Annotated in this window: 20 protein-coding genes; 4 read left to right on the top strand and 16 right to left on the bottom strand. The window is 55.9% G+C overall.

The annotated features are described in order from the left end of the window. Positions 1 to 72: 72 nt before the first annotated feature. Complete coding sequence (locus tag DLM86_RS07380) at positions 73 to 1260, top strand: DHH family phosphoesterase (protein ID WP_110839348.1); 1188 nt, start codon at positions 73 to 75, stop codon at positions 1258 to 1260. Positions 1261 to 1382: 122 nt separating this feature from the next. On the opposite strand, the gene DLM86_RS07385 is transcribed toward DLM86_RS07380, so the two are convergent. From DLM86_RS07385 to DLM86_RS07410, 6 genes are all read right to left on the bottom strand, one after another. Next, entirely contained in the window at positions 1383 to 2585 is a 1203-nt protein-coding gene (locus tag DLM86_RS07385) for an enolase C-terminal domain-like protein (protein WP_110839349.1), read from the bottom strand. Further along, a complete protein-coding gene (locus DLM86_RS07390) occupies positions 2582 to 3421 on the bottom strand; it encodes an SDR family NAD(P)-dependent oxidoreductase (RefSeq protein WP_110839350.1) in 840 nt (279 codons plus the stop codon). The genes DLM86_RS07385 and DLM86_RS07390 overlap by 4 nt, the downstream gene beginning before the upstream one ends. Positions 3422 to 3448: 27 nt before the next feature. After that, the gene (locus DLM86_RS07395; protein WP_110839351.1) at positions 3449 to 6727 is read right to left on the bottom strand and encodes a sugar-binding protein; all 3279 of its coding nucleotides are present in this window, start codon (positions 6725 to 6727) and stop codon (positions 3449 to 3451) included. 44 nt (positions 6728 to 6771) lie between these two features. After that, positions 6772 to 7653, bottom strand: a complete 882-nt coding sequence (locus DLM86_RS07400) for a carbohydrate ABC transporter permease (protein ID WP_110839352.1) — start codon at positions 7651 to 7653, stop codon at positions 6772 to 6774. Positions 7654 to 7665: 12 nt separating this feature from the next. Next, complete coding sequence (locus tag DLM86_RS07405) at positions 7666 to 8601, bottom strand: carbohydrate ABC transporter permease (RefSeq protein ID WP_110839756.1); 936 nt, start codon at positions 8599 to 8601, stop codon at positions 7666 to 7668. 92 nt (positions 8602 to 8693) lie between these two features. Beyond that, the gene (locus DLM86_RS07410) at positions 8694 to 10127 is read right to left on the bottom strand and encodes an ABC transporter substrate-binding protein (RefSeq protein ID WP_110839353.1); all 1434 of its coding nucleotides are present in this window, start codon (positions 10125 to 10127) and stop codon (positions 8694 to 8696) included. Between the two features lie 164 nt (positions 10128 to 10291). Here DLM86_RS07410 and DLM86_RS07415 point away from each other — a divergent pair, with 164 nt between their 5' ends. Next, entirely contained in the window at positions 10292 to 11272 is a 981-nt protein-coding gene (locus DLM86_RS07415) for a cache domain-containing protein (protein ID WP_110839354.1), read from the top strand. Positions 11273 to 11296: 24 nt separating this feature from the next. Here DLM86_RS07415 and DLM86_RS07420 read toward each other — a convergent pair whose 3' ends face one another. The 6 genes from DLM86_RS07420 to DLM86_RS07445 all read right to left on the bottom strand — a co-directional run bounded on the left by DLM86_RS07420 (position 11297) and on the right by DLM86_RS07445 (position 16680). Beyond that, positions 11297 to 13033, bottom strand: coding sequence for a sensor histidine kinase (locus DLM86_RS07420; protein WP_110839355.1), 1737 nt, complete (start codon positions 13031 to 13033; stop codon positions 11297 to 11299). Positions 13034 to 13049: 16 nt separating this feature from the next. Continuing rightward, positions 13050 to 13847 (bottom strand): response regulator transcription factor, encoded by a 798-nt coding sequence (locus DLM86_RS07425; protein ID WP_158289374.1) that lies wholly within the window; start codon positions 13845 to 13847, stop codon positions 13050 to 13052. Positions 13848 to 14068: 221 nt separating this feature from the next. Continuing rightward, complete coding sequence (locus DLM86_RS07430) at positions 14069 to 15013, bottom strand: ABC transporter permease (protein ID WP_110839357.1); 945 nt, start codon at positions 15011 to 15013, stop codon at positions 14069 to 14071. After that, the gene (locus tag DLM86_RS07435; RefSeq protein WP_110839358.1) at positions 15006 to 15938 is read right to left on the bottom strand and encodes an ABC transporter ATP-binding protein; all 933 of its coding nucleotides are present in this window, start codon (positions 15936 to 15938) and stop codon (positions 15006 to 15008) included. Before DLM86_RS07435 ends, DLM86_RS07430 begins: the two co-directional genes overlap by 8 nt. Before the next feature lie 33 nt (positions 15939 to 15971). Then, entirely contained in the window at positions 15972 to 16193 is a 222-nt protein-coding gene (locus DLM86_RS07440) for a helix-turn-helix domain-containing protein (RefSeq protein ID WP_110839359.1), read from the bottom strand. 10 nt (positions 16194 to 16203) lie between these two features. After that, a complete protein-coding gene (locus DLM86_RS07445) occupies positions 16204 to 16680 on the bottom strand; it encodes a DUF2975 domain-containing protein (RefSeq protein ID WP_110839360.1) in 477 nt (158 codons plus the stop codon). Positions 16681 to 16860: 180 nt separating this feature from the next. On the opposite strand from DLM86_RS07445, the gene DLM86_RS07450 reads away from it, so the two are divergent. Beyond that, positions 16861 to 17709, top strand: a complete 849-nt coding sequence (locus DLM86_RS07450; RefSeq protein WP_110839361.1) for a DUF817 domain-containing protein — start codon at positions 16861 to 16863, stop codon at positions 17707 to 17709. 440 nt (positions 17710 to 18149) lie between these two features. Here DLM86_RS07450 and DLM86_RS07460 read toward each other — a convergent pair whose 3' ends face one another. From DLM86_RS07460 to DLM86_RS07475, 4 genes are all read right to left on the bottom strand, one after another. After that, complete coding sequence (locus DLM86_RS07460) at positions 18150 to 18641, bottom strand: shikimate kinase (RefSeq protein ID WP_110839363.1); 492 nt, start codon at positions 18639 to 18641, stop codon at positions 18150 to 18152. A gap of 93 nt (positions 18642 to 18734) precedes the next feature. Beyond that, positions 18735 to 19139 (bottom strand): NUDIX hydrolase, encoded by a 405-nt coding sequence (locus DLM86_RS07465; protein ID WP_110839364.1) that lies wholly within the window; start codon positions 19137 to 19139, stop codon positions 18735 to 18737. A gap of 189 nt (positions 19140 to 19328) precedes the next feature. Further along, positions 19329 to 20399: a DUF1835 domain-containing protein gene (locus tag DLM86_RS07470; RefSeq protein WP_110839365.1), complete on the bottom strand. Its 1071-nt coding sequence runs from the start codon at positions 20397 to 20399 to the stop codon at positions 19329 to 19331. A 90-nt stretch (positions 20400 to 20489) separates the two neighbouring features. Next, complete coding sequence (locus DLM86_RS07475; RefSeq protein ID WP_110839366.1) at positions 20490 to 21080, bottom strand: NAD(P)H-dependent oxidoreductase; 591 nt, start codon at positions 21078 to 21080, stop codon at positions 20490 to 20492. Positions 21081 to 21198: 118 nt separating this feature from the next. Here DLM86_RS07475 and DLM86_RS07480 point away from each other — a divergent pair, with 118 nt between their 5' ends. After that, the gene (locus DLM86_RS07480) at positions 21199 to 21636 is read left to right on the top strand and encodes a MarR family winged helix-turn-helix transcriptional regulator (protein WP_110839367.1); all 438 of its coding nucleotides are present in this window, start codon (positions 21199 to 21201) and stop codon (positions 21634 to 21636) included. Positions 21637 to 21797: the final 161 nt, after the last annotated feature.

Raw genomic sequence — 21797 nt, forward strand, 5'->3', positions numbered from 1 at the left:
GGAATGAACCGGAGCGATCGCGGGGAACTCTATTCCTTACGTATGCCATTTCAAGGAAAGGACCGGGACGCCATGCATCATCTCTTTACGCATAACGATCTGGACGGCGTCGGCTGCGGGATCGTGGCGCGCTGCGCGTTCGGGGAGCAGATCGAGGTTCGTTACCATTCCGTGCAAAGTCTGAATCCGCAGGTGGAGCGATATGTGGAGGCGATCCGCGACAAACCGAAAAAAGACGAGCTGCTGTTCGTTACGGACTTGTCCGTTTCCGAGGAGAACGCCCAAAGACTCGATCGGCATGTGCTCGAAGGGGGCAAGGTGCGGCTGCTCGATCACCATAAGACGTCGCTCCATTTGAACCGCCATCCTTGGGCGACGGTACAGGTCGACTACGACGACGGCAGCTTGGCGTCCGCCACCTCGCTCTTTTACGAATATTTGGTGCAGCACCGGATGTTGAAGCCGACCCCGGCGCTCGCCGAATTCGTGGAGCTGGTTCGGCTGTACGACACTTGGGAATGGGAAAAGCACGATAACGTGCAGGCCAAACGTCTGAACGATTTGTTTTTTTTGATGTCGCTCGACGACTTCGAGGAGCGGATGGTCGAACGGCTGCGGCAGCAACCGTCGTTTGCGTTTACCGATTTCGAGGAAAAGCTGCTCGAGGTGGAGGAAAGCAAGATCGAGCGTTACGTCCGCCGGAAAAAGAGAGAGCTCGTGCAGACGTTTGTAGACGAGCATTGCGTCGGCATCGTTTATGCGGAGTCGTACCATTCGGAGCTGTCGCATGAGCTCGGAAGAAGCTATCCGCATCTCGACTACATCGCGATCTTGAACGTAGGCGGGAAAAAGCTCAGCTTGCGAACGATTCACGACCATGTGGACGTGTCGGACATCGCGGCGACGTTCGGCGGCGGCGGCCATGCGAAAGCGGCGGGCTGCCCGATGACCGAGAAGGCGTTCCGGCTATATGCAACCGAGCCGTTCTTCATCGAGCCGCTGCGTCCCGATGCTGTCCGCAACGAGTACAACGCCAAAGGCTCGAAGTTCGGCGTGTTGTATGAGAATCGTCGCGGAGACGACCTGTTTCTGTTCCCGGTGGACAACCGGTGGCATATCGATGCGAACGGGGAAACGCTGGAGCAGTCGTTCGAATCGTTCGAGGATGCCGAGCGGCATATGAAACGGCACTACGCCGCATGGCTCGCGCGCGACGACGCGTTCGTGCGCTATTTGATGCGTCATGCGACCAAACGGTAGTCGGGCCGCTTGATGAAAATAAAGAGGCAGCAAGCCCGCCGCATTCGCGGGCTTGCTGCCTTGGCTTGTTGGGAAAGTCCCAAAAGCTTTATGAGAGACGGCCGGCTTTCTCAACATCCGGTTTACGGTCGAGCCCAGCTGCCGTCCGGCGTACGGGCGAGCGTCCATTCGGGAAGACGGTTGACGCAAGGAAATCGGGCGGCGAGCGATTCGTCCACATCGATGCCCAAGCCGGGGCTATCGTTCGGATACGCGTATCCGTCTCTCAGCTCCGGGCAGCCGGGAAACACCTCCCGGATCGTATCGGAGAAGCCGTACCACTCCTGAATGCCGAAGTTCGGCGTACAGAGATCCAAATGCAGATTCGCGGCATGCCCGACCGGCGACACGTCGCCGGGGCCGTGCCATGCCGTCCGCACCCCGAACGATTCGCAGAACGCCGCCAGCTTCCGGGCGGGGGTCAGCCCGCCGATGGCGCTCAGATGGACGCGAATGTAATCGATGAGCGATCCGGCGATCAGCGGCGTCCATTCCCGCGGATGCGTGAACAGCTCCCCGATCGCGAGCGGAGTGGCGCTTTGCCGGCGGATCATGCCGAACCAGTCGAGCTGCTCCGGAGGCAGCGGGTCTTCGAGGAAAAACAGCCGGCAAGGCTCGAGCCGCTTGGCCAGCCGGACCGCTTCGATCGGCTGCACCCGCTCGTGGATATCGTGCAGCAGCTCGACCTCGTCCCCGATCGCACGGCGGATATGCTCGAACATCCGGGGGACGCTTCGGGCGTAGGCGTCGGGGTCGTAATAGGCGCCGGGTAGCGCGTTGTCGGGGGAACGGACGGTATGCCCGCGGCCGCCGTACCCTCCCATCTGGCATCGGATATAGCGGACGCCTTCCTCCATCCATTTTCTGACGTTTTCCTCCACTTCCCGCTCGTCTTTGCCGTCGGCGTGCCGGTAAACGGCGGCCGCTTCACGGCATTTTCCGCCGAGCAGCTCATACAGCGGCATGCCGGCCATCTTCCCCTTGATGTCCCAAAGCGCCATATCGACGCCCGACAAGGCGTTGTTCAGCACGGGACCGTTGCGCCAATACGAGCTCACCATCGCCGTTTGCCAAATGTCTTCGATGCGGCGGGGGTCCTTCCCGATCAGAAACGGCTTCAAATAATGCTCGACCGCGTTCGCCACCGTCAAATATCGCTGCGTAAACGTTGCGCAGCCAATTCCGTACAGGCCCGGCTCCGACGTCTCGACCTTCACCACGACCAAATTGATGCCTTCGGGCGCCGTAAGAATCGTCCTCACATCGCGTATCGTTATCGACTTCATGGATGCTTCCCCTTCCGATCAAGTTCCGCGGGAGGCTTCCCCCAGCCGTATCCCGCTTCCGGGCTGACGTCTTCGGGCATGCCGGGAAGGATTAACCCCCCGTCCACTTTCAAAGTCGTCCCCGTCACATAGGACGCCTGCTCGGAGACCAGCCAGGCGACGGCCTCGCCGATATCCGCGGTCGTGCCCGTTCGGCTCAGCGGGATTTTCCGGCCCAACGCTTCGTAATGCTTCTCGGCACCCGCCCCTTCTCTCGAAGCGATGGCGCCCGGCGCAACGCAATTGACGCGGATCCCGTATGGAGCCAAATCGAGGGCGGCCGACTGGGAAGCCCGGGTCAAAGCCGCTTTGGTGGCGCCGTAAAGCGAATCGCCGGGATAGGCCCGTTCGGCCCGCGTCGACGTGATGTTGACGATGCTTCCGCGAATGCGGCGGTCGATCATATGATTGGCCGCGGCCCGTATGGCCAGAAGCGGCGCCCGGAAATTCAGATGGACAAGATGATCGAGCTCGGCGGCGTCCAACTCCGTCACGCTTCCGATTGCCGTCAAACCGGCGTTGTTGACCAGGACGTCCAGCCTTCCCATCTCCCGTATGGCGCGCTCCACAAGCAGAGCCGGCGCCTCCGCGTCCGTCAAATCGCTCTGGTACACCCGGCAGCGCCGGCCGAAACGGCTTGCAACCGTATCGGCCAATACCCGGGATTGCGCGTCCTCGGCGAAATGGCTGATCGCCAAATCGTAGCCGCGCGATGCCAGCGCGAGCGCAATCCCTTTGCCTATTCCGACGGCGCCTCCCGTTACAAGCGCCGTTCTGCCCGAACCCGATTCGCTCATCGTCGGAGCTCCCTTCGCCGCATTATGTCAAGGCTGCGGGAGGAGTCGAATCGGCTTGAACAAGCCGTTATCCTTGCTGCCGCCGATGCCGGCCCCCCATTCGATCCATCCCTTGCGTCCCTGTCCGTCGTTGTCGTTGACGAGAATCGAGAACGCGAGCATGCCGTCGTTCATATGCGCCGGCTTCAGTTCGGTCCACGGAAGCGCAAGCTCGTAAACCGTTTCCTTCGCGGCCTCGTCGCGAACGATGCGGAGATGCGCATTCGCGACCGGCCCCGTCGGCAGCCCTTGCGCGGCAATCCACCGGTACAGCTGCGGCCCGCTGCCGGTCAACGCGATCCCGTACTCGTACCAGTCCCTGCTCTCGCCCGGCGTGCCCGGCGAAACGGCGAACTGGATGCTGTCGCCCTGCCAAATCCCGTCGCCGGCATCGTTCTGCGAGAAGACGTCGTCGCGGATACGGGCGGACAAATACAAGTGCTGTTCATCCGAAGTGCCCCATATTTCACCGCTCAAATCGGCCTCGCCGGCATATTCTTTGATCTTCACCGTGCCTTCGCCGGTCAAGGAGACAGACGGAACGCCCGACAAATCGTCGAGACCGCCGTCCACTACGATCGATTTCCGAGCGAACGGCTTCATGTCGGAAAGGCCGATCAACCGGAGCTTCCCGCTATATGCGACCGGATTCGCATCGGGGGAATGAAGCGTCAACGATAGCGGATACGCTTGGTTCGCCGGCAAGGCCGGGACGGGCACATCCACGCCGACTCCCGAGCCGGCGGGAACGACTTGGTCGGCATCGAGCACGCCCGACGCGCTTCCGATTTTCCAATCGATGCGGTCCAGTCGGAACGGGACGTTCAAATCGTTGTATACGCTGACGGTTACCGTATCGACGCCGTTTTTCAGCACATGCTTGACTTGCAGCCTGACGGGGTCGACGATTCGGATTTCCGTTTGCAGCATGCCGACTTTTTTTCCTTTCGAGACGATATAACCGGTGGCTGTTTTCGATTGAGGGGCGCCGACGGCGGGCAGCGAGACGGATAAGGTTTCCGTCTTGCCGGGCATGACGTCCAAGGGGTACGAACGTCCTTCCATGTCCAGCGCCGCCTGGATCCGTCCGCGAGGCGGCTCCGTATTGTCCGCGGTCAAGCCGATCGACAGCGGCATGCCGGCCGGCGTCGGGCTGCTCGTAAGGGAGAATTTGCTCCCCTCCTCGATGCTCGTGACGGAACCGCGCAAGTATATCGGCGATTCGGTCAAGGTCAAATAGACGTAGCCGTGCAGCGGATGGAACGTATCCGCGACGCCGACCAGGTCCGTTACCGTAATCGGATCGTCCGTCTTCACCCGCACTTGCTTCGGCTCCGTCGACCAAAGAACGCGGGTATGGCCGTTTGCGCCGCCGAACAAGTAGCTGCGGATCGTCTCGCCGATTTGTTCCTTGTGCACGAAGGAAGAACCGGTAAGCTGTCGGGTCATCGTCGCATAAGCGACATAAGCCGGCTTGGGCGCGTATTTGCCTTTGGCGTCCCCCGGATTGCGCACGATGCCGAAGTTATGCTCGTTGTGCGTATCCGTTAAGCCGTCATTCATGAAATCGTACCAGAACAGCTTCTCCACGCCTTCCGACAAGGCGATGACGTGGCTTCTTACCGTATAGCGGGCTTGCGTGCTTTCGGTGACGCCTCTGGCGTCGAGCTGGGTCGGCCAACCGATCTCCGAAATCCAGATCGGCTTCGGCTGCCCGTTATTATACCGTTTGATCAGCTCCTGCAGGTTGACCAGATCGCCGGCCAAGCTTTCCGGCGCTCCGGGGTACCGGTACGGATGGATCGAAACGGCATCCATGTATGGCAGGCCGCCCAACCGGAACACTTCCTCCAGCCAACTCCAAGGAATGCCCGCCGTAGCCGCTCCGACGACCGTCACGTTCGGGTCGTGGGCTTTGATCGTCTGATACGTTTCTTTCAACAGCTTGAAGTAGTATTCGGGCTTCGAATCGGCCGGGCCGTCGCCACGGTCGCCGAACGCGATATTGAATTCGTTGTACACCTCGACCCAATCGAGAGAGCTCCCGTAATGCTGGACGACGGCTCTGCCGTAGCGGGCGAAGCCTTGCCGCCCTTCATCCGTATAGGGGGTGCTGTTCTGATCGTAGTGCGGGTTGGTGTAGCTGAATATTAGAAACGGCTTGATCCGGTGCGATTGCAGCTCGTTCATGTATCGCTCGAGTTTGTCCGGGAACGTGTACACCCCTTTTTGCGGCTCTACGGTCCCCCAATACATCTCGTCGCGTATCGATTTGACCCCGGCCTTCTGAAGAAGCGGAATGAGCTCCGGACTCCAAGCTTGACCGAAATGCGTCGCCATGCCGAACGGGGAATCGGGCGCTTGGCTCCAATCGTAGGGCGGCAATACGGCTAGCGTCGTTTCCGCTTGCTTGATCGGGCTTCCGGCTCGGGAAGCGTTCATGCTCACCGTGTAGTATCCGGGCTTCAGCGCCGGAAGCAGGACGGTTCGAGACCCTCCTTCCACCGGATCCGTACGCTCCGCCACCCGGTTGCCCCAATAATCGTAGACGCTCGATGTGACCGAATCGCCCGAGGTCAATACCCGGAACGAAACCGGCTCGTTTTCTTCGAACACGTTCCCCAGCTTCACCTGCTCGATTTCCAGCGCCGGCATCGGGACGGTCAGTTCGACGTCGTCAAACTGCACCGAGCCGGCCAGCTTGCCGCCGGTCAACGAGGAACGGTCGAGCAGGAACGAGATTTGCCCGGCGGGACCGTGCCAGACGCCGTCGTTCGCTCCGCCCCAATGGCTGTATTGCGTGCCGCCGTTGAACTTGGAAATCGTGATGCGCTGCCAATCGGAGGTCGGCTGCAAGGCGACACGCTGCTGGTGCGTCTGCCCGGTCGAATCGATAAGCCGAAGCCCGAGTCTGCCGACGTCCGACGTTTTGACCCAAAACGAAAGCGATTGCGCGTCATGGGAGGCGATCGATCGGCTTGCGGATACGTAATTGCCCCCTCCTTGAAAATCTCCGCTCAGCTTTCCGGAATATGCTCCGGAGTGAGGCGCGGCCGAATCCCGGACAAGCTCGCCTTTCGCCCCCGGGAACTCCGCGCCGAGCGACAGCTTCCAGCCTTCGGCGTCGGATTCGAAGCCGCCTATGGCGATCGTCCTCGTCGGCGTATCGGCATAAGCCCGGTTTGGCGGCGCTACGATCAAGCTGGCGGAAGCGAACATAACGGCGAAGACGAGCAGCAGCGACGCCCATTTCGATGTGCGGCCCATAATCGTTCATTCCCCTTTCCGAATTGGAAATATCGTCCTGTCGGTCAACCTCGGATGCCGCTGAACGTGAACCCTTGCATGATGTATCGTTGAAAAAAGAGGAACAAAAGCGCGGGCGGGATAATGGCAAACGTCAGCGCGATGAACTGCATGTCGAGCGGAACGGCGGTTTTCAAATTGAAAATGGCCACGATAACGGTCCACATGTTTTTGTCCTTCAGCACCATATACGGCCAGAAGAAATCGGCCCACGCCGCATTGACCGTGAATATGGTGACGGCCATAATGACCGGCTTGCTGAGCGGCACGACGATGCGGAAAAAAATCGAGAGCCTCGTCCCGCCGTCCATCTTGGCCGCGTCGATGAGCGCCTGCGGAATGCCTTCGAAAAATCCTTTGAAAATGATGACATAAAACGCGTTCGCCCCGGCCATCATCCACATCGGCCAAAACGTATTGGTCAGATTGACCCCGAATACCGGGAAATCGATAATGTTTTTGAAGATCGGCACCATCCCGAGCGTATTGGGCAGCAGCATCGTCCATAGGACGAGCACGAACACCAGCTTGCTGCCCGCCGGCTTTAGCACGGCCAAGAAGTAGCCCAGGATGCCGTTGAACAGAAGGGAAAACAGCACTTTCCCGATCGTCAGCATAAACGTATTGACGTACAGCCGGGTGAAGTCCAGCTCCCGCCAAGTGTCCCACAGCTTCCCCCATTCGAACGTGCGCGGGAACAGCGTGGGCGGAATCGCGAAAAACTCCTTGATGTCCTTCACGCTGGACGACAAGATCCAGAGCGGAGGAAGCAGGCAGACGAGCGATATGCCGATGAGGACCGCGAACAAGCACCAATAAAGCAGCTTGATACCGGGGTTTTTATAATCGAGCTTGCCGATAATGCCCGCCGTTTCTTTTGCACGCATGTTCGTCACCTTCTAATCCGTGTTCGACTTTTTGTTGATCCGGAAATAAATCGCCGTCATGACCGCCAGGATGATGAACGTAATGACGCCGACGGCCAGCGATCTTCCGGCCTCGAAGTAGCGGAACGCGTAATGATAGCTCGTCAGCATAAGCGACATCGAAGCGTTGTTCGGACCGCCCTCCGTCATCGTCAGCGGCTCGTAAAGCACTTGAAAGACGCCGATCATCTGCAAGATGAGCAGAATGCCGATAATGTGCGAAATTTGCGGAATCGTAATATGCCGGATCCGCTTCCAAATGCCGGCCCCGTCGAGGGCGGCCGCTTCGTACAGCTCGTTGTTCACACCCTGCAGACTGGCCAAATACAGAATGACCGTTCCGCCGAACGATCTCCACGTCATCGTCAAAATGATGAGCGGGATCGTCAAGTCGGAATTTTGCAGCCATTGCGACATCGGAAGCCCGAGCTTGCCCAGCATCATGTTGAGCAGCCCGCCCGGCCCGGGATCGAACATGAACATCCACAGCAGAGCGCCGGCCACCCCCGGTACCATGCCGGGAAAGTAAACGGCAAATTTGAAAAACGATTGCCCGTGCATCATTTCGTTGATCATGACCGCGACGACGATCGGGACGAGAAATCCGATCGCAAGCGACCAGATGACGTAGAGGAACGTGTTCACGAGCGTCTGTTGAAAGACGGAGTTGCTCATCACATCGATATAGTTTTGCAAGCCGTTGAAGCGGACGGCATTGTACCCTTTCGTTTCAAAGAACGACAGTAGAAAGCCGGTAACGAGTGGCTGCCAATGAAACACGATGAAAAACAGCAGGCTGGGCACGATCAGCAGCCAGGACGGGACGTCCTGAAGCAGGCGCCTTTTCCGGCTCGCGACCGCGGTCGTTCCCGTACCCGCACCGGATACTTTCGTTGCCGACGTCGACATGGTCATTCAGCCCTTCGTGTGGAATGGGGAGATGGCGGCGGTTCGCCGCCATCCGCGCGGTCGGTCCGGTTGCGCAAGACGGACGTGGGCGATTACTTCGCTTTGTCCAAATAGTCCCGTTGGAAATCGGCGACCGCCTTGTCGAGCAGCGCTTTCGGATCGGCATTTTTGTCGGTCAACACCGCCTGTACGACCGCATCGAGCGTTTTGTACAGCTCCTGCGCGTTGACCGGCTCCTCCGGCCGAATCGTTACTCCCTCGTTTTTCATATAGTCGTCCCACAGCTCGAGATTGACCGTTTTATACTTTTGCCGGATCGCGTTTTCCGCATCGACGCGTTCCTTGTTGATCCAAGCCAGCATCCCGTGCGGTCCGACGACCCGATTCAGCTTCTGGTCGGCGGCCAGCGTTTCTTCCAGCCCCTTCAGGGCGTCCGCATTTACCTCCGGAGAGAAGCCTTTGATCTTCAGCCATTTGAAGCCGGCTTCGATTTGTTCCGGCGTGCTGTTGTTCGAGAACATGTAGAGCGATCCGCCGGTCAAAGCGATTCTACCCTTCGGTCCGGCCGGTACGGCCGACATCGCCAGGTTGTCTTTGCTCATCTTGTAATCGTTCGTCGGCGTGTTCATCCAGTCCGTCGAACCGAACGCCATCGCCACTTGATCGGTTCCGAACAATCGGAACATATCGTTGACCTCGACCAGGATGTTATCGGGGAGCACGTTGTATTTCCATTTCAAATCTTTGATGTACTGCAGCGCCTGCACCGCTTCCGGACTGTTGAACACGGCCTTCCATTTGCCGTCGACCTGCTTCTCGAATTCGGCGCCGTACGACCAGGCGATCGTCATGAATTGCCAGCCGCCCTGATTGTTTTTCGTCGGGAAGAAAAAGCCCGCTTTTCCCGTCTTGTCTTTGATCGTTTTGGCCGTTTGCGCCAATTCCTCGTAAGTCCGCGGATATTTCGGAATCCCCTTCTCGTCCAGCAGGCCGGCTTGCTTGAACAAGTTGACGTTGTACCACATGCCCATGTAATAGCCGCTCGTGGGGATGCCGTAAAATTTCCCGTCTTTCTTCACCAGCTCCAGCATCGCCGGATTGAGCGCTTTGTCGTATCCGTAGTTTTTCATTTGCGCGGTAATGTCCGCGGCGTATCCGGCGTTGATGATTTTTTTCGGCTCCGTGAACCAAGTGCCGAACAAATTCGGCAGCTGCCCGCTTTCCGCTTTCGGCAAAAACGTGTTCGTGTCGTACGTGTAATTTTCCGCTTTCATCTTGACGCCCGGATTTTCCGATTCGAATTTCTTCTGCCATTCCTCGAACTGCGGCAGTTTTTTATCTTGCGGCTTGGGCCAGTCGCCGTTGTTGAACACGACTTCCTTTACTTCCTTCTTCCCTGCGGCTCCGCCGTCCGTCGATCCGGCGCCGCCCCCGTTCGCCGGGTCGGTACCGCCTCCGCCCGAGCATGCGGTAACGGCGAGCGTCACGGCCGCGCTTGCGGCAAGCGCTTTCCATGTCTTCGTCACATCTTCGGCCTCCCTTTTTGAAATCGGATTTCGCAACGTTGCTAGTTATGATGATATCGCTTACACCCGCCTTGATAAAATGCGGTAATCCTGCAAAAATGTTCAATAAACTGTTATAATGATGGCGAACATGCAACCGATTTCAAAGAAAGGCGGGAAAACGGATGTTCAAGCGGTTGTCCCGTAGAATCGTGCTCATCACCTTGCTAAGCGTCTCGGCGTTCACGGTCGCGATCGGCTTCTTCTCCTACTATTGGGCGAAGCGGACGGTGCTTTCGGAATTTATCGCCGTGTCGACGAACTATTTTCAAAGCTCGAACGATTTGCTGGCGCAGTATTTGAATTACACCGGCGAAACGGCGAAAATGATCGCCAACAATCCGAACGTCGCCGGGGCGGTCGAAAAGCCGCATGTGTCGTCGGAGGTATCTCCGCTGCTGGACAGTCTCGCTTACGGCATGAACACGGATATTCGGGGCATTTCGCTGTACAAGACGGACGGGACGATTTATTCGCTGAGCGGGATGTCGAATTTGCCTTCGCTCGAACAGCTGCGGCAGGAGGAGCCGATCCGGAGATTTATCGAGTCTGCCGAACCGAAGTCGATGTGGATCTCGAGGTACAAGCATTTGTCGTCCTACTATAATTACCGGTATGGCGCGAACGGAACGTTCAGTTATTTGCTGAAATGGACGGACGATCGGGGCGCCGTGTCGGGCATCATGGTGATCGATCTGGACGCGAACCGCCTGTTCGGCTTTTTCCAAACCGACAATTCGATCTTCGTTCAGAACCGGCTGTACATGCTCCGGGACGGCGACAACCTGATTCGTTCCTCCCCCGGCGACCAAGCGGAAAGCCTCGACCCGGACGACCTCGGCCAATTGACCGGCAGCGAAGGGAAGTTCGTTTCCGCTGACGGCGGCCGGCTGATTTTGTACAACACGATTATGGACTCCAATACGAAAATCGTCGCGTCCATTCCGCTGAAGCAGTCCATTTCCCATTTATCGGCCATGAAAGGGGCGGTCGTGCTGCTTGCGCTGTTTTCCTGCATCGGCGCCGCACTGCTCGCCGCGATGCTCCGAACGAGCATCGTCCGCCCGTTGAGCCAGCTATACGTCAAAATGAAAGCGATCAAATGAAGCGCAGACGCTCGGGAATCGGGATCAGGAGCGAACTTCCGTTTTGACCGTGACGCGTGAAGTCGTGCCGATCCCGATCTCGCTGCGGATGTCGACGCCGTAGCCGTCGCCGTACTCCAGCCGGATCCGTTCGTTCACGTTGCGGATGCCGTATCCGCCCCCTTTGTACGATTGCGGCTTGTCCTTGTTGTCCAGCTCGCCGACATCGAAGCCGGCCCCGTCGTCCGTCACTTCGAAATGGAGCTTATCGCCTTGGCGGTACCCTTTCACGGTTATCCTTCCCTTCCCCCGCTTCTGGCTAATGCCGTGCTTGATCGCGTTTTCGATCAACGGCTGGATCACGATTTTCAGCAGCTTGAAAGGCAAAATGTCCGGGGCGATGTCGTATTCCACCTCGAATTTTTGCGGGAACCGCATCGCCTCGATCGCCACGTAGCTTTGCACGATTCCGATCTCTTCCTCCACCGATATATATTTGTCCCCTTTATGCAGACTGAGCCGGTAAAAGTGGGCAAGAGCGATCACCATCTTCTCGATCTCGTTCTGGTTGTGGATTTTCGCGAGCCATCCGATCGCATCGAGCGTATTGTACAAAAAATGCGGGTTGATTTGCGCCTGCAGGGCGATTAGCTCCATTTCGCGCTGACGGTCTTTCTCCTCGTTGTTGCGCTCGATCAATTCGCCGATCCGGACGACCATGTCGTTGAAGCTGTTTTCCAGCACCCACAGCTCGTCTTTCCGGTTCCGGTACGGAACGATGAAGTCGGCCGAGCCGGCAAACTGGTTGATCCGGCGGTTCAGCCTTTTGATCGGGCGGATGATCCCTTTGGAGGCGTACAGCGAAATGAGAATCGTCAAGCCCAATGCGGCGATTTGCAGCACGATCGAATATTGTTTGATTTTGTTGACGTTTTCCAGCAGCTTCTCGTCGGATACAACGCTGACGACGTTCCAATCCATGCCCAAGCTGCGAATTCCGCCTCCCAGCGGGTAGCTCGCGATAATCGACGGTCGTCCGTCGAACTCGGCCTTTTTGAAAGTGGCGCCCGGCTCCATCGTCAACGCCTGCTTGTCGAACAGCGTCGTCCCGATTTTGGCCGCATCCGGGTAGGACAAAATGTAGGAATCGCCGGTTATCAGGAAGGAGAAGCCGCGATCCTGCACGATCATGTTTTTCAACACGTCCTGGATCGCTCTTTCCCGGATGTAAATGACCAAATACCCCAAGTCTTGACCGGTGAAAAAGTTTTGGTACTTTCTTCCGAGCAAAATATAGGCGTTTCCGTCGATGTCTTTTTTCGTGATTCCCCAGACGGGCGTTTTGGACAGCTCGATTTCGCGGAGATACGAGCGGTCGGGCAGATCGACGACGGTGCCCTGGTCGTAATTGTACGGCGTCCCGTCCTTGGTCAGGACGACGACATCGCCGACGATGTTGTCGTCGATCATCATGTCGTCCAAGACGGTGCGCAGCGCCCAAGCCTTCCCGTCCTCCGTCATGCCGGGGTCTCCCAGCACATTGTAGACGTCGTTCTCGGTCAGCAGGCGGACGGACAGCATATGAACCCGGTTGATCAAAAAATCGAGGCTCGATTCGATATTTTCCTGGTTCAATTTCACGTAGTTGTACATGAAATCTTCCACGATTCGCTGCACGGCGATTCGTGACGTTTGGAAGATCGACGTCGAGGATATGAGGAAGCAGACGAGCAGCAGCCAGAAGATGCGGCCGCGTATGTTCATTTTGTCCAACGTAATCAAGGCGCCGTTCCCCCATTCAATCGTACATGCAGCTCTTGACGTACTCCCGCGGGGTCATGTTCGTGTACCGTTTGAACAGCTGGCTGAAATAACGCGGATCGCCGATGCCGACCCGTTCGCACACTTCATACGTTTTGTAATTCCCCGTTCTCAGCAGCTCTTTCGCCTTCTCGATCCGGCATTCCGTAATGTAATCGTTTACGGTGCGGGACGTATTTTCTTTGAAGATGTGCATCAAATAGGACGGGCTGATGAACAGATGGTCGGCGATGCGCTTGACCGATAAATCGCTGTCGTAATTCATTTCGATATAACGGCTGGCCGCCTCGACCACCTTGACCGTACCGGCCGTTTTTCGATTGCGCAGCTTTTTCAGCAGCGCGACGAGATCCCCGATCAGCTTTTGCTTGCCGATCTGCTCCGACAGCCTTTCCTTGCGGATCGTATCGGCAATTTTGGTGACGGCGGCGATAAATTTGTCATTCTCGATCGGCTTCACGATATATTCGGAGGCTCCGAACGTGATGGCCCCCTTCGCGTATTGGAAATCGTCGTATCCGCTCAACACGACGATTTTCGCGCCGATGCCGTTCAAGCGAAGCCGCTCCATGAAGCCGAGCCCGTCCAGAAACGGCATGCTCATGTCGGTAATGATGATGTCGGGGTTCAGCTTGACGGCCATCTCCAACCCCGTCTCGCCGTCCTCCGCCTCCCCGACCAGCTCGAAGCCGTACCGGGGCCAGTCGATCGTCGTTCGAAGCCCGTATCGGACCAAATATTCGTCGTCCACGATCAAAATTTTCAATTTGCCCATGGGCGCCCTCCTCCTCTCCGAAGCGAAACCGGCATACGTCCATTTGCACCCCATAACATTTTTTTCCTATTCAGACATTACGACGGGATTCGCGAAAGTCCTGCTTCGGCTGCCTTCGGCGTTAGCGCCATGCAACAAAAGCCAGCCTGCGGCGAAAATGGCTTTTCGCCCGCAGACTGGCTTTCGGATCGGCCCTTTGACCGGAGGCGATGCCGTAAGCGTTAGTCCGCTACGTCTCGCCGCGTGAACATGAGCCAGGATATCAGATTGAACAGGAGGAAATAAACGGCGAGCATCCCGATGGAGAACGGCAGCGTCATTCCTTCTTGGTAAGGCTGCCCGGTTAAGTAGGGGGTGAGGTCGGTGTTGGCGAACAACAGAAATTTGCTCCAATCGAACCTCTGCAGCGCCTCCATCAGAATATGGCCCGCGAACAGGGTGCCGATGGAAAATGCGATGGCCATGCTGCTGCTGCGGAAAGCGGACGAGATCATAAAAGCCAAGGTGACATACATGACGGTGGAAATCCCGTTCAGCATATAGGTTTTCCATAGATGGAGGACCATATTTTGCTCGACGATCAGCCCCTCCGGACTCACTCCGATTAAAGGCAGCCCCAAGTGTCCAAAGCCGTATAAGATTCCGTTCGCCGCGACCGATACGACGAACAGGACGAGCAGCAGCAGCAAGCCGAACAACAGCACGGACAAAAATTTGGATACGAGAATCTTGACCCGGCTGGCCGGCCGGATGAGCAGCAGCTTGATCGTGCCGGACGAAAATTCCCCCGCCAGACTGTCCCCCGCGATGATGATGGTGAAGACGGTGATCAGCGGAACGAGATTGGCCGAACCGTTTATGCCATCCCACAGCGTGCCTTCCGTCGTGCGAATATCGCGCTCCAAATGATAGTCGATGAGAGCGGTCCGCTGCAGGTTGTACGTCCGTTCCTCCGCTTGCAGCTCGGGCTTCTTCAGCAATTCGTTCCGGTGCTCCTTCTCCTTTAGCAGCTCGGCCCGCCACCCTTCGCCCTGCGCCTTTTTCCCGTCGGTTTGCCATACCATGACGTTGATGAAAAGGACGATGGCGGACATGAGTCCGATCAGAATCCACGTTCGCACGCGCCGGTAAATCTTCATGTTTTCATTGAGCACCAGATTAACCAATTTGTCCGCCCTCCGTTATTTCCAAAAATCGATCCTCCAGAGAGGGACGAACCGGCTTCACGCCATAAATGCGAACCTCGTTCCGCATCAGCCCTGCCAACAGGTCGGGGACGCCCTCCCGCTCGGTCGTAACCTCGACGATTCCTTCCCGGACGAGCCTGACCTCCTCGACCCCTTCCGTCCGCCTCAAAAATTCCAGCGCTTGTTCCGACGGCTGCGCTTCGATCTGATACGTGGGAGTCCGGTCGGTCGACTGGGTAAAATGCTGAATCGGCTTCACATCGATGAGCTTCCCCCGCTGGAGGATGGCGACCCGATCGCACATAAGCTCCATCTCCGACAACAGATGGCTGGAGACGACAACCGTAATGTTCTCCGTACGGGTCAAATGCCGCAAATGATCGCGAAGCTCGCGGATCCCCGCCGGGTCCAAGCCGTTTGTCGGTTCATCCAGTATGAGCAGCGACGGCCGGTGCAGCAGCGCTTGGGCGACGCCCAGACGCTGGCGCATGCCGAGCGAGTAGGTTTTCACCTTGTCGTGAATGCGGTTTTCCAGCTTGACCCGCGATACCACTTCGCCGATCCGTTCCTTGGTTACTCCCGGTACCATGCGGGCGTAATGAACGAGGTTGCGGTACCCGCTCAAATAGTTGTACATTTCCGGATTTTCCACGATGGCGCCGACGTGCCGGATCGCCTGCTCGAATTCGGTCTTGATATCGTTTCCCTTGATCAAAATTTGTCCCTTGGTAATCGACATCAGTCCGACGATCATGCGGATCGTGGTTGTTTTGCCGGCCCCGTTCGGGCCGAGGAACCCGAAAATTTCGCCTTGCGGCACGTCAAACGTAAGATCGTCGATGATGGTCCTCCGGCCGACCCGTTTGGTCACATGACGCAGGCTGACGATAGGCTCGCTGCTCATCGAGGGCCCTCCTTTACGAATGAATACGGGTCGTTAGCCCGGAGTGTCTTGGTCCTCTTTGTATTCCAAAAGATCTCCGGGCTGGCAGTCCAACGCTTTACAAATCGCCTCCAAAGTCGATATTCGAATCGCCTTCGCCTTTCCGTTCTTCAATATGGACAGATTGGCCATCGTAATGCCGACTCTCTCCGAAAGCTCGGTAACGCTCATTTTCCTTTTCGCCAGCATCACGTCAATATGAATGATGATCGCCATGTGATTCACCTCAGATCGTCAAATCGTTTTCCGATTTTATGTCGATGGCATGCTTCAACAGCTTTTGAAGAACGGCGGCGAAGACGGCGATGACCGTCGAAGCGAAAATCACGACCAGTCCGATCGCGAACAGCCCCGGGGCGTCGTCTTCATCCGCGATGAGAAATAAAAACGGTGCGGCCGCCGCATATAAGAGGCCGATGGCGATTGCGCAGTATTTGATATGTTTCAATGCTTTGACCGACAATTCGGAGAAGGCGACGTTCTTGTCGATATAGGTTAAGAGCCTGAATGCTTGATACAATGCAAAGAAAAACGGTACCGCCGACATATACATCGCGATTAAAACGGGATACAGCCAATAGGCCGGATAATGCTCGGCCGCCTCCTTGGCAATCGAAGGAAGCCCGAATAGACATGCGGCCACAACCGGAATGCCGATGAGAAAAACGGTCAGCTTTAAAAACAAAGTGGTTCCTCGTTCCATAACCTACACCTCGCGTCGTTATTTTCATATTGAATGTAGCATATTATTTATCGATTTACAATAAATTTTGATTGTTATACAATGAATGACGAACAACGTGCCCATAAGCGTGAAGAAAAGCAAATCGTCGCCGCTAATGGTCCAGATCGCCATTACTCGCTTGGAAAGGATGAAGAGCTTATGCAAAGACGTTTAGGGCAAGCCCTTCGGCAGCTCGTACGCTTCGGCTGGCAGCAGGCGTTGTCCTGCGTATTTCCCGCGGTCATCTTCGTCTCTCTGGCACTGACCCAACAGCTCCCGCTGCCGTGGCTGCCCCGCTACGATTGGCTGCTGCTCATTTGCCTGGCCATGCAGGTATGGATGCTGCGTTCCGGGCTTGAAACGCGCGACGAGCTGAAAGTGATTACCGTCTTCCACTTGATCGGCTTGGCTCTGGAGCTGTTCAAGGTGCGCATGGGGTCCTGGTCGTACCCGGAGGACGGCTGGACGAAAGTGGGCGGCGTCCCTCTCTACAGCGGATTTATGTATGCCAGCGTGGCCAGCTACCTGTGCCAGGCTTGGCGGCGCATGAAGGTCGATCTTGTTCGCTGGCCTTCGTTCTGGCTCGTCACTCCGCTTGCGGCGTCCATCTACTTGAATTTTTTCACCCACCATTACTGGATCGACGTTCGCTGGTGGCTATCGGCTTTGGTGCTCCTCGTATTTTGGCGTACCTGGGTTACCTTCGAGGTCGGCCGCGCCCGGTACCGGATGCCGCTTGCCCTTTCCTTCGTGCTGATCGGCTTCTTTATTTGGATCGCGGAAAATATCGCCACCTTCTTCAGCGCATGGGAGTACCCGAATCAATCCGACACCTGGCGTCTTGTCCATGTCAGCAAGGTCAGCTCCTGGCTGCTGCTCGTCATCGTCAGTTTTTTGATCGTGGCCGCGTTGAAACAAGTCAAAGAACGGCGGCCTGCGGCCGAAAAGGGTAGCCCGCAAATCCCTGTTCCGACGGAACGGCGCCCGTCCGACCGTGTAAGTCCGTAAGCGGAATGGGAAAAGGCGATCGTTCTCCCTCGATGTACCGGGAGTCGATCGCCTCATACTCGGCTGAACTAAAGTGGTGGTCCTAATCGCGAACGTGCTCAAAATCAATGAACGGCGCGGCCTCTCCGGCTGCATAAGACGACGGCGATTCCGATCCAAACAACAGCGCCCATAAGGAACGGCAAAAGTCTAAAGTGATAATTGAGCACATCATCCGAGCCAATCAGCATTTTGAAGAGGAATTGCAGGTTCGAAACGAAATTCGCAACGATTTGGTAGCTTCCTTCCGTTATTCCTTTTTTCCAGCCCAAGTCGTCTATGAACCAAGCGAGAACGGTTAATATCGAGTAACAGCTGACAGAAATAAGGCTCCACTTCAAATATCGCATCCCGATCTCCTTCCGTGCGTTAGGACTCTTGTCTTCATGCCGAATCAACGTTTATTTTATGACTTTTACCAGCTCGCCGACACATTGCTCGATACTTTTGTCGGAGCAATCCAAGACGAAATCGCCATATTTCGTATAAAGCGGAACCCGTTCCTCGTAAACCTCCCGAAGACTGCTTCCTTGTTTCATGACGATGCCTCTGGTCGCGATTTGGGTCAGTCTTCGTTGAATTTCTTCATAAGGGACGTGCAAGTAAATTACTCGCCCTCCCCGCTTTAGGGCGTTCATCGCTTTTTCCGAATAGACGACGCTGCCGCCTGTCGATACGACACAATGGTTCAGCTGCAAGTCGGACACCGTTGTTTCTTCGATTTCCAAAAATCGTTCGATACCGTCGTTATCGATGATTGCTTGCAGCAGCCGTCCTTCCTGCCGTTGAATGACGATATCGGTGTCCACGAAATCCATTCCCAGCGCTTTTGCCAGCAACGCGCCCAACGTGCTTTTACCGGCTCCGGACATGCCGATCAGAACGATATTCATCTTGTTTCCCGCTTTTTAATGATATTAATATTTTACTATCTTAATGGAAGTATAGTCGTTGTTCGTCTAACTTTGTTCGGATGTATTCAGCAATCAAAATTCAACATAAAAAGGATGGAGTTCTTCCTTTAAGCAATACTCGATTCTCTGCCTGAAATTTCTCCAGGTCACCATCTCCAGCGCGGTTTCGATGGGGAAAAATCCTACTTCCAACGACTCGGGGGTCGTCGTTAACCGTCCCCCGACTGGTCGGGCCAAAAACATCGTGTTGCAAATACATTCGCTTACATTTTGAAAAATACCGCAGAACTTCGTCACTTCGATATCGATGCCGCTCTCTTCCTTCGTTTCCCGGATTGCCGCCTCTTTCAACGATTCGCCTTCTTCGACTTGTCCCCCCGGCATTTCCCAGCCTCGATCGGGCCCTTTTATTAATAATATTTCGCTGCGCTCGTTCAATACGATGGTTGCCGCAGAGACAAAATGTTTTGGAGCCATCTCATCGTCTCCTCATTCATTCCATGGATAAACCCATGTTACCATTTTTTTCTGGACGATGATATCATTTATCGATCCTCAAATCGAAAATCGTGTTCCGCTTGCCGTTAAGGCGACAGGCGCAAACTCGTGAGTAATGACAAAAAAGCCGCGAATATGCGGCTTTGGATAAGATTCCGCTCTCCTTCATCAGCTTGACGAAGGATCGGGCTTTTTGCGCCTTACGCTGTAGTACCGCATCCCTCGCGGTATGCCCCGGATTTCCAATGCTCCGTTGTAAATGAGCTCCCTCAGCCGGTATTCGAAAAAGCTGTCGCCGACGTATTGATTGCAGTAGCCGATCGCTTCCCCGATCACCCGGGCCGCTTTGATAAAATCGCGATTCGACCTGTAGGCATGCAGCTTCTCAACGGTTTCCAACAGATAGGCGTCGAAATGGCGTTCATCGACGTTTACGATCCGCTCTCCGTCCCATATTCGTAGAGCCTCATGGCGTTCGGCAAGCGACAGCCATTCTTGCTCCAGCTTCCGTCTCGTTTCGCCGGTTAGAGGCCGGTTATGCTCGGTTTCCCCCAAGACGGTCTGAAGCTTGTCCGTCGGGACTTCACCCGCGTGCAAATAATCGATGCGACGATCCGCCCGGTTGAACCTTTTCTCGCAAACGTCCGCAGCATCGAAAACGAATACGTCGTTCCGTCTATCCCGGAGCAAATAAGCCGCATACCGCAGCCCGACCTGCTCGTGAGCGTTTTTCCCGCTCCATATTACGACGGAAGCGCCGGCCGGAATGTTGGCGATTTGCCCGGTCAGCTTTCGGTAGTCGGAATCGTCCTCTGCAACGTCGTCCGGATCGCCGCCGTCGTTCATGCGGTCTCTGAACCATTCGGCTCTTTGTGCGCGTCCGGCCTTTTCGTGAAGCTGCCAGAGAGGACCGATGGCAAAGGAGTCGCGAACGACGATCACCTTGTTCGTCTCCGCATCCCCCTGACGCCTTATGCATAGCTTCAAGCTTCCGGCAATCGAATCGCCGAAAACGAGATGAACCTTTGCGGTGTCGGCATTCGGTTCCCATTGCGATTTGCCGTTGCGGGACACTAAAAGCTCCTCATACAGCTCCTTCGCGCTCCGGTACCATTTCGATTCGGCTTCCTCGTTCGATTCGTCCGTTTTCAACGGAAGCAGCATGCGGACAAGAATCAGCTTCGCTTCTTGCGAGGAAAGCTCTTCGATCGCTTTTCGTACTTCCGCCCATTTGTCCAACACATTCCCTCCAATCCCATGCTTTCCTTCCGTAAACGAAATCGGAAACGATTGGTTACAGGTTGTGGTCTTCGATTAGCATGCTTACGATCAGCGGGCAACCGTTTTGAAATAGCGGTAGATGCGGTCCAGCTTCGCCGCATGCTTGCCTTTCTCCGGGCTCTCCATGTAGCCGAATTCGAAAAATTTGACGTTCGTCATCCCCACGTACCGAAACAAAGCTCTCTTCATTAACACCCTGTGCGCGTTATTCAACCAGAACAGCGGATACAGCGTCGGTCCCATCATCGTCGAAAGGCAGACGACCGACTTCCCCTTTAAGAGTCCTTCCGGAAACAGGCCGCCCTTGTCTCGGTAGGCGAATCCGGAGGCGAACATTTGGTCGATATACCCCAATAGCATGGCTGGAGGCCGTCCCCACCAGATCGGATAGATGAAAACGATCTTCTCCGCCCATAGCAGCTGCTCGCGATACTTGGCCAGACGCGGGTCGGCGTGCATATCTCTTCTGCGCTTGTGCTCGTTGAATACGAGCACCGGGTCGAACCCCTCTTCATACAAATCCAACACCTGAATCTCCGCGATATGTCGGTTTTCGCTCGCCCCTTCCACCACCTTTTGCAAAAAAGCGTAATTCAAGCTTTGATGATTCGGATGCGTATAAATGACCAGTACGTTCATGCTGCCGCCCCTTTACTTATCATTTGATAAGCGAATCGTAGCATGCCTTTATTTGGTTGTCAAATGATAATTGTATTAAGATAATGAATTTGCTATCGTGTCCTTAGAGGTGATTGGTATGGAGCGAAGAGACTTATTCCAAAAATTCGTGGCGTTCACAACCGCCGTTCATCAAACGACGCATGAGATGACGAAAGACGTCAAGTCCGGCAGCATCACTCCGATGCAGTACAGCATTCTTGAATATATAGCGGTCAGTCAGCCCGTAACGCTCAGCCAAATCAGCGATTGTCAGCACATGTCCATGCCGAACGCGAGTCGGGAGCTGAAGAAGCTGAGCGAGAAACGATTGTGCGAAAAGGTGGCCGTCGCCGAAGACCGGCGAAAGCAGTACATTCGCCTTACCGAGGCGGGCGAAGCGATGATGAGCGAAGCGTTCGCCCGAATCGAAGCCCGTTTCCGGCAGCGGATAAGTCACTTGTCCGAAGAAGAGCTGGTGCGGATCGATCAGGCGATCGACGTGCTGATGTCGAAGGTGTTCGATTCCAACCGATAAACCAAAAAAATCCCGCCCCCCGGACTCGGATTTCGTCTTGGAGGTGGGATTTGTACGTTTATCGTCCGACGTGTTGGACAAATTCCATGACCGTACCGTCCGGCTGCCGTACGATCAACTCGTTCTGCAGCGGTCGGACAAGGGCTTCGCTCACGATCGCA

The organism is Paenibacillus flagellatus (assembly GCF_003217775.1).
Classification (GTDB): domain Bacteria; phylum Bacillota; class Bacilli; order Paenibacillales; family NBRC-103111; genus Paenibacillus_AB; species Paenibacillus_AB flagellatus.